Source organism: Haloplanus sp. CK5-1 (genome assembly GCF_037201915.1).
Taxonomy (GTDB): domain Archaea; phylum Halobacteriota; class Halobacteria; order Halobacteriales; family Haloferacaceae; genus Haloplanus; species Haloplanus salilacus.
In genome coordinates this window covers 1,736,660-1,751,106 of sequence record NZ_CP147505.1, presented here as the reverse complement: position 1 = coordinate 1,751,106, position 14,447 = coordinate 1,736,660, and the positions used below count along the sequence as shown (strand labels likewise).

Below are 14,447 nucleotides of genomic sequence, written 5' to 3'. Positions count from 1 at the left end.
GATTCCGTTCGATCGTCGCATCACATATATACCAGGAAGCACCCGAATCGTCCGACCACACGCTACCTCTTCCCGTAGTATATATACGTTCAAACGACGGCGACGTGATCGTCTCGTGGCTCCCAGAGGTCGCCGGTCAGCCGCCGGTCGTGGACCGCCGAGAGCGTCTCGCCCACGCTCCACCCGCGGTCGCTCATGGCGGCGCTGACGGCACCGAGGGACACCCCACTCGCGTCGTCGGCGAGTCGGTCGATTGCGTCGGTGAGTTCTGTCGTCGCCGGCACGTCCGGGGTTCGCTCCCACGTCACGTCGTGGCCGGTGACCGCGTGGTGACGTCGGTAGAACGCCACGACGTCGTTGGGATCGTCCGTGGTGACTCGTTCCGCACAGTCCGGACACGCCGCGACGAACGCGCTCGTGGTCCGTGTCACGCGTTGTACGCCTCCTGTGCCAGCCGGTGGAACCGGTGGAGCGTGTGCTCGTTGGGACCGAGTTGACCCTGTGCGAGCGCACCGGACTGCAATCCTTCGTACTGGCGTTCGACCAGTTCGAAGTCCTCCTCCTGGAGTTGGCGGCTGGTGTGGACGAACTCCTCCTCGTCCTCGCTGAGCTCCGGGGCCGCGAAGTAGTAGTCGGCGATCAACTGGAACCGTTCCTCGTCGATGGGGTCGATGATGTACGTGCCGTAGCCGTCCGCGGTCCCGTACATGTTGACGGTGAAGTTCGGCCAGAAGTAGTGGAACTGGGCCTCGTGTTCGTCGTGGATTCGGAGTCCGTCCTCGACGTCTTCCTCGTGGGTGTAGTGGAGTACCCAGTGGTAGTCGTTGACCTCCAGTTCCGACTCGTCGAGTTGGATCCCCGTGATCCAGTCTTGGTGGTTCGCCTCGCAGTGGTCACACTCGGAGTAGTTGCCGCCGAAGGTCTTCCAGTTGCACTCGACCTCCGAGACGTACCGTCGGGCGTGTTGGTACTCTTCGAGCGGGAGCGACTCCAACCTGGATTTCAGCTTCCCGGCCTGTTCGGCGAGCGACAGCGGCGGGTCGTCCGCGAAGTTGAGAAAGACCAGCGGTCCGATGCTATCGGTGTTGACCGCCATCAACCCGTTCTCGTCGGGGTCGAGTCCCGACACGTCCGAATCGTCGAGGTCCGGGTTGAGCCCCGTCTCTTCGAAACTCCGTGGCGTACTCCGCAGGTCGCCGTCGAGGTCGTACGTCCAGAGGTGGTACGGACACTGGATCCGACCCATGTTGCCCGGATCGGTCATCGGCGTGTCGTCGACCATCTTCGAGCCGCGGTGGGCACAGACGTTGTAGAACGCGCGCACGTCGCCGTCCTCGTCCCGTGCGACGATCACCTGTTTGTCGCCGACGGTCCGGGTGAAGTAGTCGCCCGCCTCGGGAATGCAGTTCTCGTGGCCCGCGTACACCCAGTACCGCGAGAAGACCTTCTCCTTTTCCATCTCCCACACGTCCGGATCGGTGAAGTACTTCGCCGGGAGGGCGTTCGTCTCGTCCGTGATGTCGGGGCTCACGGCGCTCACGCGATCGGCGCCGTCGTTCCACCGGGTCATGTGCCTCTACGTGGCCGATGGGGGCACAAAGTCCCTGACCTGTCTCACGTGTGGTGATTAAATACTATCTTTGATGTTCGGAGCCTAACACGACAGAATAGAACACGAACGCATCTGTTTCGGCCGCAGAATTGCCAAAATGATTCGATTTCGGCTCGAATCCTGCCTACTCGCCGAGTCGAGCGCGCCGCCACGCCTCGGTGTCGGCCGCCTGGTTGAAGGTGTAGATGTGGAGTCCCCGGATCGCGTACTCGGAGTCGGCCGCGTAGGGAGCCAGTCCGTCGACGAGGTCGTCGGGTGTGTACTTCCCGCGGGACCCGACGAGTTGGCGGACGAATCCCAGGATCCCGCTCGTCTTCCGCAGGAAGCGCACCGAGTCGCCGACGCCCACCTTCTGTGAGATGTTCAGTAGTTTCTGGTACTTCATGACCCCGGGGATCCCGACCTCGACGGGGAGGTCGATCCCGCGGTCGCGGATCGTCTCTATCCACTCCAGGATCGCCTCGGGATCGTAACAGAGCTGTGTCGTGACGTACGTCGCGTGGGGTGCCTTCTTCGCCATCGCGTCGGCCAGGGTCCGGTCGTCGAGGAAGTCGTGGCCCTCCGGATAGCCGGTGATGCCCACGTCCTCGAACGCGTACCCGAGGTCGTCGAGTGCCACGAGCAGGTCGTGGGCCGACTCGAACTCACCCACCGGGTCCTCGCGGTCGCCACCCGGGACGAAGACGTCGGTGATCCCAGCGTCGACGAGTCGGCCGGCTACCTCGTCGAGGTGGTCGGCGTCGCGGACGTACCGCGCGGCGACGTGCGGGACGGGCTCGTACCCGCGGTCGGCGGCCCGCTCCGACCACTCTACGGTCGCCTCTAGCCCCAACTGTGGCGAGGCCGTGACGGCGATTTCCGCCCCCTCCGGAAGCCGCTCCATCTGCCCCTCGAAGCTGTCGAACGGCATCAGTTCGAACCGGGGGTCGGTGAGCAGGCTCGACGCGCTGTCGGTGGGGGTCGACTTGGTGAGTGACATGTCGGGTCGGAATCGTAGACGGTTGGGTCGCGTGGCGGTTATGGCTGTCGGGGAGCTACTCTTCGGCGTCCTGTCGTGCGTTCAGTTTCGCCTGCTCGCGGGCGCTGGGGTTCACCGACTCCTTGAACGGCACCTCCGCGACCGTTGCGAACGCCGGTTCGCCCGACTCCGCCGCGTACTCGTCGGGGAGGTGGACCGCGAACTCGAGATCCAGATTCTCCTCGTAGATCTCGTCGTTCAGGAGCGCGTCCGTTTCGGTTTGCAGTTTGTCGGCGGGCACGAAGCCCAGACCGATGTTCGTCTCGAGGTCCGGATTCCACCACGGCGAGGTCATGTAGCCACACTCCTCGCCGGTGTCGGGGTCCGAAACGATCCAGAAGTCCGGCGCGTAGTCACGGATCGGCTCCCCGGCGATCTTCAATCCGACCAGTTTGAGGTTGAACGGGTACTCGCCGTCCTCGATCAACTCCTTCTGGCGTTCGAGTTCCTCCTTGCCGACGTAGTCGGCGTCCTTGTCGTCGGGGACCTGGTATCCCAGATTCACCTGGAACGGCGACGTCTCGTGGTCCATGTCCTGCCCCCACGAGAGGATGCCGGCCGCGATCCGGCGGTGGTGTCCCGGCGCGATCTGTCGGCCGCCGTGGTCCTTCACCGTCTCCATCACGGGGTCCCAGACTCGCTCGGCGTTCTCGGTCGCGTCGCGCACGTAGATCTCGAAGCCCTTCTCGCCGGAGAATCCGGTCTGGCTCACGAGGACGGACGCGCCGTTGATCTCGGCCTCCATCAGCCCGTAGTAGGGGATGTCGGACACTTCCTCGCCGACCACCTCGACCATCACGTCCTCCGACAGCGGCCCCTGGATCTGCATCGGCGCGACGTCGATCTCGTCGATCTCGACGTCGAAGTCCATGCCGACGTTGACGCCCTGCAGCCACTGCATGAGCGTCGAGTCCGAGATGGAGAACCAGAACTCGTCGTCCTCGACCCGCAGGAGGATCGGATCGTTCAGGATGCCGCCGTCCTCGTTACAGAGGATGACGTACTTCCCGTGCATCGGTTCGATCTCTGTCGCGTCCCGCGTGATGACGTAGTTGGTGAGCGCCTCCGCGTCCGGTCCCTTCACGCGAATCTGGCGCTCGACCGCCACGTCCCACAGCGTCACGCTCTCCGTGAGCGCCTCGTACTCGGCCATCGCACCGCCGTCTTCCGGTTCGACCAGCCCACGTGGGTGGTAGATTCGGTTGTAGACGGTACACCGCCACGCCCCCTCCTCGTTGAACGACTTGTGGAAGAAGGGTGACTTGCGCACGCGCGTCGACACGAGCATCTCGATGCCCGGGTCGCCGGTCTGGCGCAGATTCCGCGGGAGCGTTCGGTCGGACTGGTTGATCTCCGGGTGGTTCGGGTGTGTGTCGTTCGTCATCGCTTACGAACGTCACACTCCGATCACATAAGGGTGGACCTCAGCTATCTCGGGCGTATAAGTCACCGTCCAGTAGTGATCGACATCCGACACGAACGATAACACGTAAAGTGCTGTTAATTCTCTGCTCGAACCGTTCACACGACGCCGGACCGAGCGTCACAAACGTCAATACGATCCCCGTCGAACAGCCGAGCATGGGTTTGAGCGACGAGCGACGCGACGTGATCGTCGTCGGGGTCGGGGGGATGGGAAGTGCGACCGCCTACCACCTCGCACGGCGAGGGGTCGACGTGTTGGGGCTGGAACGATTCGACATCCCCCACACCCAGGGCTCCTCGCACGGCATCACGCGCATCATCCGGAGAGCGTACTACGAACATCCCTCGTACATCCCACTGGTCGAGCGAGCGTACGACCTCTGGGACGACCTGGCCGAGGAGACGGATCGGCCGGTGATCCACCGCACCGGCTCCATCGACGCCGGCCCGCAGGGAAACGTCGTCTTCGAGGGGTCGCGCCGCTCGTGTGAGGAACACGACATCCCCCACGAGGTGCTGACGGGCGCGGAGTGCAACGAGCGGTTTCCCGGCTACGACCTCCCCGACGACTACCGCGCGCTCTACCAACCGGACGGTGGCTTCGTCGTCCCCGAACAGGCCATCGTCGGCCACACCGAGGAGGCCCAGGCGGCGGGCGCCGAGATTCGCGCCCGCGAGGGCGTGTACGACTGGGCGGAGACGCCCGACGGCGGTGTGCGGGTCTGGACCGACCACGACACCTACGAAGCCGACCGACTCGTCCTCGCGGCGGGCGCGTGGAACTACAAACTCGCCGACGCACTCGACGGCCTCGCGGTCCCCGAACGACAGGTGCTCGCCTGGTTCCAGCCGGAGACCCCCGCCCTGTTCGAACCGGACTCGCTTCCCGTGTGGAACATCGAAACCCCCGAGGGCCGCTTCTACGGTCTGCCCATCTACGACGTGCCGGGGTTCAAACTGGGGAAGTACCACCACCTCGACGAGGCAGTCGACCCCGACAGTTACGATACCGACCCCGGCCCGGCCGACGAAGTGCTCCTGCGTGATTTCACCGAGAAGTACTTCCCGAAGGCCGCGGGACCGACGATGCGGCTGGCGACCTGCATGTTCACGAACTCCCCCGACGAGGACTTCATCCTCGATACGCTGCCCGACCACCCGCAGGTGGTCGTCGGTGCGGGCTTCTCGGGCCACGGCTTCAAGTTCGCGAGCGTCATCGGCGAGGTGCTCGCGGACCTGGCTGCCGACGGCGACACCGACCACCCGATCGAGATGTTCCGCCTCGACCGCTTCGACTGACGCCTTTTAAGCGTCGCAGGTGAGCAACCCCGGGGTTTTTGCTGCGCTCGGGCGGATTGGCGACCATGCGAACGGATTCCACGCTCCCGTCCTCCGCGGAGACCGTCGTCGTCGGGGCCGGTGCGGTCGGCTGTAGCGTCGCGTACCACCTCTCGGAACTCGGCGCCGAGAACGTCGTCGTCGTCGATAAGGGGCCCTTGCCCGTCACCGGCGGGTCCTCCACCCACGCGCCGGGGATCATGTTCCAGACGTCGCCGTCGCAACTGATGACGAAGACGGCCCACTACACGAGTCGCCTCCTCGACGACGCCGGGGTGTACGACGAGGTGGGCGGCATCGAGACGGCCCGCTCCGAGGAGCGGATGGACTTCCTCCAGCGCCGGGTCGAGCACGCGACGGCGTACGGCCTCCCCGACCCGGAACTGTTGACGCCCTCCGAGGTCACCGACTACCTCCCGCTCGTCGACGAGGACGCGATCCTCGGGGGGTACTACTCCCCGACCGACGGCCGGGTCGACGGCGTCGCCGCCCTCCAGTGGTATATCGGGGAGTCCGATGCCGACTTCTACGGCCACACCGCGGTGACCGACCTCGACGTGACCGGCGGGACGGTGACCGCCGTCGAGACCGACCGCGGTCGGATCGACTGCGAACGGTGTGTGATCGCGACGAACAACTGGGGCTACCAGACCGGGAAGATGGCCGGCCTCGATTTACCCATCGCGCCCGTCGAACACCAGTACGCCGTCACCGAACCCGTGCCGGAGTTGGCCGGCACCGACCCGGCGACCCGCGTCGACACCGAGGCCATGGACGTGCCCGGCGACCGGAGCATCGCGGACGCCATGGGGAAGACCCCCTCCCGACCCGTGGGCCGCGATCAGGACCACTCGCTGTACTTCCGCACCCACGGCGACGCCCTCGGCCTGGGTTCGTACAACCACGAGACGCTCTCCGTCGACCCCGACGCGATGGGGTCGAACACCGAGCGACGGCAGGCGTCGGTCCGGGAGTTCACCGATCGCCACTGGAAGCGAGCGACCCATCCCGACCGCGACACGTCGGCGAAGCGGGCCTTCGAGGAACTGCTTCCCGTCACCGAGGACCTCGACTTCCAGACCACGGAGAACGGCATCTTCGTGTTCACCCCCGACGGGATGCCGCTGGTCGGCGAGACGTCTGCGGTCGACGGCCTGTGGACCGCCCTCGCCATCTGGTGGACCCACTCCGGCGGCTACGGCAAACTCCTCGCGGAGTGGATGGAGAACGGCGTCCCGCGGCTCCCCTCCGGCCCCGTCCCCACCGGCGGCATCCACGTCGAGCGGTTCGAACCCCACGCCGGCAGCAAACCCTACTTCGTCGACCGCGGCGCGACGCAGTACCGCCAGGTGTACAGCATCGTCGACCCCGGCTGGCAACCCGACGACCACCGCGGCCTGCGCCGAAGCCCCTTCCACAGTCACCAGCGCGACCTGGGCGCGGAGTTCGCCCAGTCGGGGGGCTGGGAGTCGCCGAAGTGGTACGACTCCAACGCCGACCTCGTGGAGCGGTACGCCGACCGCATCCCCGACCAGGAGGGCTGGGCGGCGATCAACCGCTCGCCCATCGAGGGGGCGGAGCACCTCCACACGCGCGACCACGTCTCCATGTTCGACATGACGTCGTTCGCGTCGATCACCGTGGAGGGCCCGGACGCGGCCGACTTCCTCCAGAGGGTGTGTAGCAACGACGTCGACGTCGACGTGGGTCGGGTTCGCTACTCCCTCCTGTTGAACGAGGGCGGCAACATCCTCGCCGACGTGACCGTCGTCCGCCTCGACGACGACGAGTTCATGGTGACGACCGGCGGCGGCAACTCGCCGGGCATCCACGGCTCGTGGCTGCAGTCCCACGCCCCCGACACCGTCTCCGTCACCGTCGAGGAGGGCGCGAAGTCGACTATCGGGCTGTGGGGGCCCAAGTCCCGACTCCTGCTCCAGCGGGTGACGGAAACGGACGTCTCCGCCGAGGGGTTCCCCTACTTCGGCGCCAAGCGCCTCTACGTCGGCGACGTGCCCGCCATCGCGCTCCGGGTGTCGTACGTCGGCGAACTCGGGTGGGAACTGTGGACGCCCACCGAGTACGGCGCGCGGCTGTGGGAGACGCTGTGGGAGGCGGGGCAGGACCTCGACGTGCGGCCGATGGGGACCGGTGCCCTCGAATCCATGCGCCTGGAGAAGGGGTACCGGCTCTGGGGAACCGATATCGACACCGACACCGACCCCGTCGCCGCGGGCCTTCCCTTCGCCGTCGACACGGACACGGAGTTCGTCGGCCGCGACGCCCTCGAACGGAAACGCGAGGCGGGCGTCGACAGTCGGATCACCCCCGTGACGCTCGACGACTCGACCGACCGCGTCCTCGCCGGGCGACCGGTCCGCAAGGACGGCGAGACGCTCGGCTACGTGCAGGCTGGCGACTACGGCTACAGCGTCGGCGAGTCCGTCGCCTACACCTACCTCCCCGTCGAGTACGCCGACGCCGGCACCGCCGTCGAACTCCTGTGTGAGGGCGAGATGTACGACGCCACCGTGCGCGACGAACCGCTGTTCGACCCCGGGCGGGAGAAGCTTCTCCGGTAGGTCGACGCTTTCCTTTCGTCGGAAAATAGTTCGAGGAAATACCAATCTTTATTTGACAGAACGCGTAGGGTCGCATGTGGGTTTGTATCATGGGCTGCGGAACCTATGATCACGATAGCCGTCGACGGCTCCGTACCGACCGACGACCGACCCGACGATCACACATACGACACATGACCGAACCACGACCGACGACCGGCACCTCCCGGACGGAGGGACGGTATGGCTGAATCGGACGACACGACCGGCGAGATGTCCGACGGGCTCCAAGTCGAACTCTTCCACCCCGACTCGGACCGCGAACCCGGAGACACCAACATCCAGGCGATGGGCTTCGACATTCACCCCGTCGTCTTTCCGGTCGCGCTGGTCCTGATCGCACTGTTCATCGCCGTGACGATCCTGCTCGGCGACCAAGCATCGGAAGCGTACACCGCACTGTTCAACTTCATCGGCACCAACTTCGGCTGGTTCTACCTGCTGGTGGTGAACCTCTTCATCGTCGTGCTCCTCTTTTTCGCGTTCAGCAAGTACGGCAAGATCAAGATCGGTGGCGTGGAGGCCGAGAAGGAGTTCAGTGACTTCTCGTGGATGGCGATGCTGTTCAGCGCCGGCATGGGGATCGGTCTCATGTTCTTCAGCGTCACCGAACCGATGTTCTACCTCAACACCCCGCCGTCGTACTTCGGCGCCGAGGCCGGGACCGGAGCGGCCGCGGCCAGTGCGATGGCCCAGACGTTCTTCCACTGGGGGCTCCACCCGTGGGCCGTCTACGGCCTCGTGGGTCTCGGCCTCGCCTTCTTCTCGTTCAACCGTGGCCTCCCGCTCACCTTCCGCTCTATCTTCTGGCCGCTGCTCGGCGACCGCATCTACGGCTGGCCCGGTCACGTCATCGACCTCGTGACGGTGTTCGCGACGCTGTTCGGTCTCTCGACGTCGCTGGGGTTGGGCGTCGCGCAGGTGAACAGCGGGCTCTCCTACGTCTTCGGGAGCGAGATGCTCGGCGTGGCGAACATCCCGACCGGGACGACCGTCCAGGTCCTACTCATCGCCGGCATCACGGCCATCGCGACCCTCTCGGTCGCGGCGGGCCTCGACGGCGGCGTCAAGCGCCTGAGTACCGTGAACCTCTACCTGATGTTCGTTCTGCTCGGCTTCCTTCTGATCGTCGGCCCCACGGTGTTCATCCTCGGCACCTGGGTCGAGGGACTCGGTGCGTACCTCCAGAACATCCTCGGCCTCGGCTTCTTCACCGGGACGCTCAACTCCGCGGCCAACGGCACGCCGACTGCGTGGACCGTCTTCTACTGGGGCTGGTGGATCGCGTGGTCGCCCTTTGTCGGGATGTTCATCGCCCGCATCTCGAAGGGGCGGACGATCCGGCAGTTCGTCCTCGGCGTGCTCTTTCTCCCCGCCATCTTCTCGACCATCTGGCTGTCGACCTTCGGCGGGGCCGCGCTGAACCTCGCCATCGGCGGCGGTCCCGTCCAGACGCAGTACGCCGAACTGGGGTACGCCTCCTTCGAGACGCTCGGGATGTTCGTCACGCTGAACCAGTACCCGATCGGCGTCGTGTCCGGGCTGTTGGCGACGCTTCTGGTGATCACCTTCTTCGTCACGTCCTCCGACTCGGGGTCGCTGGTCATCGACCACCTGACCTCCGGCGGCAAACACGACGTGCCGAGGACCCAGCGCATCTTCTGGGCGGTCACCGAGGGCGGCGTCGCGTCGGTCCTGCTGATCGGCGGCGGCCTGACCGCCCTGCAGACGGCCGCGATCACGACCGGCCTTCCCTTCGCGGTCATCCTCTGTCTGATGTGTTACACCGTCTATCTCGGCCTCGACAACGAGTACGAGATCCTCGAATCCGAGGAGTTCGCCGAGACGATCGAGGAGTTGACCGACCGCGAGAACGTCGACGTGACGACGAGCGGCGACGAGATGGTCACCGACATCAGGGAGGGTGACGACGCCGCCAGCGGCGACTGACCCCTTCGGTCGCCCCGCGCGTTCGGGCGTTCGTGCGCCTTCCCACACCAGAACCTGCCCCCGACGAGTCATTTATATCGACGCGCGCGTAATGCCGGTGTGACTGACGACGCCGGGGATCGGGTCGCGACGCTCCGACGGGCGCTCACCCGTGGCGTCGACCTCGTCACCCGGATCGGCGAACGGCTGGTGGCCCCGCTCAGGACGGCCGACGACCCCAACGCCTTCCGACTGTCGAGCGTCGAAACCCACACCACCACCATCGACGGCGACACCGGGTGGGGACACCGACCTCCTGCGACGGTCCGGTGTCCCGAGTGTGCGGCCGAAATCCTGCAGGCCGACGCGCGTGACCCGATCGACTGTCCGGCGTGTGCGGCCGAGTTCCAGTCGGATCGGTTCACCGATCTGGAACTTCTGACCCTGACCTGTCCGGTCTGTCGGACCCCCATGCAACACGGACGACGACACCCACACACCTTCGACGTCCCGGAGTGGGCGACGTGTGGGAACTGCCAGTACCACTGGGAGCTCAAACACTTCTACTGACCGGCGACAGATCCTTGCGCCCCCACGTCGTTGTGGCCACCGTGCTCGAGTTCGTCCCGACGGCGCTGGCGGCGCTCGTCGTCGTCCTGTTCGCCGTCGCACTGGTGACGATGGCGGCGGATCGACTGAGCGTCGCGGGGCTGTGCTTCCTGAGCGCCAGCCTGCTCATCTACCTCCGCGAGCGGTGGCTGCGGGGCTCGAGTAGCGACACTGGCGCGTGACTGTGGCGGTCACTCGTTCACCAGTTGCCGCACCGTCACCACCGGCACCTCGGAGGTGCGGACCACCTTCTCGGCCGTGCTTCCCAGCAACGCGCGGAACTTCCCCCGGTACGCGCTCCCCAGCACGATGGCCTCGATTCCCTCGGACTCGGCGTATTCGGTGATCTCCTCGGCCGGCGACCCGCTCTTGATGACCGTCTCACAGTCGAGGCCCATCTCGGTCGCGCGGTCACAGATGTCTCCGGTGACCTCCTCGCCGTACTCGCGGTACTCCTCGCGCATCTCGTCCTCGTCGTCCCGGATGTACACCGTCCGGGGCGCGCCCGGGAGGTCGACGACGTACATCGCGTGGACCGTCGCCCCACACGTCGACGCGAGGTCGAGTCCGTGGTTGGCACCTTTCCGTGCCTCGTCGCTTCCGTCGAAGGGAAGCAGGATGCTGTCGTACATGTCTCCTTGTCCCTTGGGTTGCGTTCTCATGTCGGGAGCAAATAACTTTGGGGAGGGGTCGCGCTCTCGGGATCACTCCGCCGCGTCCTCGTCATCGTCCTCGAAGACGCCGCCGAATGACCCCGACGATTCGTCGAGTACCGACCGACCGAGCAGGCGACCGCCGATGACCGCCGGGCTGATCACCTCGTCGGCCCCGACGGTGTCGAGTTTGTCGACGTGTCGCTGGTCTGTCGCCGCCGCGACGATTCGCACCCCAGGGTTGGCCCGTCGAGCGGCGACGACCGCCAGTGCGTCCCGGGCATCGTCGTCCGTCGCGACGACGACGCCCCGCGCCGCGTCGATCCGGGCGTCGCGGAGTGCCTCCTCGTCGGTCGGGTCGGCCGTCAACACGTTCACCTCCCGGTCGCCGAACGACGCGTCGGCGTCCCCCGTCACGACGACCACCTCCGTCGTCGCCGCGAGTTCGTCGAGGAGCGGTTCAGTCAGTTCGCCGTGACCGAGGACCAGGACGTGGTCCTCGAGCAGTGTGAGTTCCGAGGCAGTCATGGTTCCGAACGCACTGGAGATGCGTGATTCGAGTGCGGGGACGAGCAGCGACCCCGTCGCGACGGTGAACGCACCCGTCCCGAGGACGATCACCGACAGCGTGAATAGTTTCGTGACCTGTGTGGTCGGCGTCGCGTCGCCGTAGCCGACGGTCGTTCCGGTGACGATGATGTAGTAGAACGCGTCGGTCACGGTGTTGACGCCGACGAAGTTCTCGCGCATGGCGTAGGTCCCCACGGTGCCGTACACCTGCACGGCGACGAACGCGACCAGCGCCGTCGTCTGAAACGGCGAGAGGTCGACCGCCCGATCGAACTGCGCCCGGTTTTTCGCGACCAGCGGCAGGCCGATCCCGCCGACGGCGAACAGGAGGACGTCCACCGCCGTCCCCGTCACCAGCGGCACCACGAGGAGGAACGGCAACAGGAGGAGTGCGCCGTACCAGGCGAGGCGGTAGCCACCCCGCAACCCCACGGCTGTGGCCGTCAGCAGGAACGCCCAGAGGACGCTCGCGAGGGGAACGACCTCGCCGATTCCCGGCGGCAGGACGCTCGCGAGCGGGCCGGCCGGGGCACCAGCCCCCTGACTCAGATGCGACAGCCCGGTGAGGAATGCGAGGACGGCCGCGGTCCCCACGGCCAACACTGCCGTCGACGCACCCGAGAACGCTCGCCAGTACACCAGTGGGACCCGTTCCGGTTGGCGAAACAGTTCTTCGAGTGCCGCGTCGGTCGGCGGCCCGGGGGTATCGCTCGCCACGCGATCACGTTCGGTCGCCGCCGACAAAAACCTCGCTTCCGTGCGCTCCGGCCCACCGCGGCGTCGTCGACGACGACACACCTATGCTGTCGGAGGGATATCATGTGGTATGGATTCCCACGACGGGGTCGTCGAGCGGCTGATCCGGGCCGCGCTCCTCCCGGTGTGTGCCCTCTCGGGATCCGTCGTTGCCGCCGGCTTCTTCTTCCCGTGGATCGTCGGCCCCGTCGTCCCCGGGCGGGGATGGCTCGCCGTCGCGCTCCTGTTTTTCGGCTCCGCGCTGACGTATCTCGCTTTGCTCCCTCTCGACGCCCCCGGACGCGAGGCCGCCGACCGACCCACCGCGCCGTACCTGCTGCGAGTCAGGCACGTCCCCGTCCGGGACTGGGCCGCTGGCTTTCTCGACCGGCAGGCACCGGTCACGTTCGCGGCACCGGTCGTCGCCGTGTCGCTTTTCTTCGTCGCGTGGCTCGTCGCCCCCCGTGCGACCGACGCGGCCGTCGGTATCGTCCGGGACGTTCTGTTTCGGGAGGCTGGCTGGCTCTTCCTCGTCACGATGTTCCTCGCGGTGGGGTACTGTCTGTTCTTGCTCGTCGGGCCGTGGGGAAGCATCACGCTCGGTGGCCCCGACGCCGACCCCGACTACACCTACCCCACCTACTTCGCGATGGTGTTCACCGCCGGCATCGCCGCCGGCGTCGTCTTCTGGGGGCCGGCCGAGTCGCTCTTCCACTACGGGTCGCCGCCGCCAGCCGCCGACGTCGCGCCACGCTCGGCCGGTGCCGTCGGCGTCGCCCTGTCCTACGCCCTGTTTCACTGGGGGATCTCCGCGTGGAGCGCCTACCTCGTCGTCGGTCTTCCCATCGCCTACTTCACACACCGACACGGCGCGCCACTCCGCGTCTCGACGGTCCTCGCCCCCTTCCTCGGCGTCGACGGACTGGACGGCCCCTGGACGACGCTTGTCGACGTCCTCGCCGTCTTCGCCACCATCGGCGGGGTCGCCACCTCCGTCGCGTTCGTCGGCCGACAGTTCCTCGCCGGCATCGACTTCCAGTGGGGCGTCGCGTTCGGCGGCGTCGGCTCGGTGCTGTTCGTCGCCGGTCTGGTCGTCGTCTACAGTGTCGCCGCCGAGACCGGCGTCCACCGCGGCGTCCGCCGCATCGCCGGCGTCAATCTCGTCCTCTTCGCCCTCTTTGCGCTCCTCCTCGTCGCCGTCGGGCCCCGTGGCACCGTCGTCGACGCGAGCCGGGTCGCCGTCGCGCGGTACGTCACCGACTTCGTCCCGATGAGCCTCCCCACCCTCGACGACTGGGTCGCCGAGTGGACGGTCTGGAACTGGTCGTGGTGGTTCTCGTGGGCCCCCTTCGCCGGCCTCTTTCTCGCCGCGCTCTCGAAGGGACGACAGGTCCGGACCGTCGTCTTCACGGCCGTCGTCGCCACGTCCGCCGCCTCCGGCCTCTGGCACCTCCTGCTCGGTGGCACGACGCTCGCGCTCCAGCGCTCGGGCCGTGCCGACGTGCTCGCGGCGGTCGAGGCTCACGGCGGCTCCGAGGCCGTCGCCGGCTTCCCCGTCCTCGCGGCGCTCCCTCTCGGCCGTCTGCTGCTCTTCCTCTTTCTCGCACTTATCGTCGTCTTCATCGTCACCTCCGCCGACGTCTCGACCCTCGTGGTCGCGATTCTGACGACCGAGCGGGGCACCGCCCCGACCACTGGGAGCATCGTCTTCTGGGGTGTGTTCCAAGGACTCGTCGCCGTCGCGGTGTTGCTCGTCGGCGGCGGCCAGTCCCTCCAGACTGCGGCGGTACTGACCGGCGGCCCCTTCGCGGTTCTGTCGCTCGTCGCCCTCGTCGGCTTGGCCGCGACGTTCCGACGCCACGAACGGGGCCACGCGACGGTCCTCGGCTGGGTGCGCCGGGCCGCGACCGACGGCGGCGACCCGCCCGACGACTGAC

At 66.8% G+C, this 14,447-nt stretch carries 12 protein-coding genes; 6 read left to right on the top strand and 6 right to left on the bottom strand.

Annotated elements, in window-relative coordinates:
• Nucleotides 1-89 precede the first annotated feature (89 nt).
• From NBT81_RS09270 to NBT81_RS09255, 4 genes are all read right to left on the bottom strand, one after another.
• Nucleotides 90-431: a hypothetical protein gene (locus NBT81_RS09270; protein ID WP_338737834.1), complete on the bottom strand. Its 342-nt coding sequence runs from the start codon at nt 429-431 to the stop codon at nt 90-92.
• On the bottom strand, nt 428-1,570 hold the full coding sequence (locus NBT81_RS09265) for an aromatic ring-hydroxylating oxygenase subunit alpha (protein WP_338737832.1): 1,143 nt from the start codon (nt 1,568-1,570) through the stop codon (nt 428-430). The genes NBT81_RS09270 and NBT81_RS09265 overlap by 4 nt, the downstream gene beginning before the upstream one ends.
• A gap of 166 nt (nt 1,571-1,736) precedes the next feature.
• The gene (locus NBT81_RS09260) at nt 1,737-2,591 is read right to left on the bottom strand and encodes a methylenetetrahydrofolate reductase (protein ID WP_338737830.1); all 855 of its coding nucleotides are present in this window, start codon (nt 2,589-2,591) and stop codon (nt 1,737-1,739) included.
• Between the two features lie 55 nt (nt 2,592-2,646).
• A complete protein-coding gene (locus NBT81_RS09255) occupies nt 2,647-4,014 on the bottom strand; it encodes an aminomethyl transferase family protein (RefSeq protein ID WP_338737828.1) in 1,368 nt (455 codons plus the stop codon).
• A 197-nt stretch (nt 4,015-4,211) separates the two neighbouring features.
• Here NBT81_RS09255 and solA point away from each other — a divergent pair, with 197 nt between their 5' ends.
• The 5 genes from solA (at nt 4,212) to NBT81_RS09230 (ending at nt 10,734) form a co-directional block, all read left to right on the top strand.
• A complete protein-coding gene (gene solA, locus NBT81_RS09250; protein ID WP_338737826.1) occupies nt 4,212-5,354 on the top strand; it encodes an N-methyl-L-tryptophan oxidase in 1,143 nt (380 codons plus the stop codon).
• Between the two features lie 65 nt (nt 5,355-5,419).
• The gene (locus tag NBT81_RS09245) at nt 5,420-7,975 is read left to right on the top strand and encodes a GcvT family protein (RefSeq protein ID WP_338737824.1); all 2,556 of its coding nucleotides are present in this window, start codon (nt 5,420-5,422) and stop codon (nt 7,973-7,975) included.
• 222 nt (nt 7,976-8,197) lie between these two features.
• Nucleotides 8,198-9,964 (top strand): BCCT family transporter, encoded by a 1,767-nt coding sequence (locus NBT81_RS09240; protein ID WP_338737822.1) that lies wholly within the window; start codon nt 8,198-8,200, stop codon nt 9,962-9,964.
• Between the two features lie 99 nt (nt 9,965-10,063).
• Entirely contained in the window at nt 10,064-10,513 is a 450-nt protein-coding gene (locus NBT81_RS09235; protein ID WP_338737820.1) for a hypothetical protein, read from the top strand.
• Nucleotides 10,514-10,554: 41 nt separating this feature from the next.
• Nucleotides 10,555-10,734: a hypothetical protein gene (locus NBT81_RS09230; RefSeq protein ID WP_338737818.1), complete on the top strand. Its 180-nt coding sequence runs from the start codon at nt 10,555-10,557 to the stop codon at nt 10,732-10,734.
• 9 nt (nt 10,735-10,743) lie between these two features.
• Here NBT81_RS09230 and NBT81_RS09225 read toward each other — a convergent pair whose 3' ends face one another.
• Together NBT81_RS09225 and NBT81_RS09220 are read right to left on the bottom strand one after the other, a co-directional pair.
• The gene (locus NBT81_RS09225) at nt 10,744-11,184 is read right to left on the bottom strand and encodes a universal stress protein (protein WP_338737816.1); all 441 of its coding nucleotides are present in this window, start codon (nt 11,182-11,184) and stop codon (nt 10,744-10,746) included.
• 72 nt (nt 11,185-11,256) lie between these two features.
• Complete coding sequence (locus tag NBT81_RS09220; protein WP_338737814.1) at nt 11,257-12,492, bottom strand: NAD-binding protein; 1,236 nt, start codon at nt 12,490-12,492, stop codon at nt 11,257-11,259.
• Nucleotides 12,493-12,601: 109 nt separating this feature from the next.
• Between NBT81_RS09220 and NBT81_RS09215 the strand changes: the two genes are divergently transcribed.
• Nucleotides 12,602-14,446, top strand: a complete 1,845-nt coding sequence (locus tag NBT81_RS09215; RefSeq protein ID WP_338737813.1) for a BCCT family transporter — start codon at nt 12,602-12,604, stop codon at nt 14,444-14,446.
• Nucleotide 14,447 lies beyond the last annotated feature (1 nt).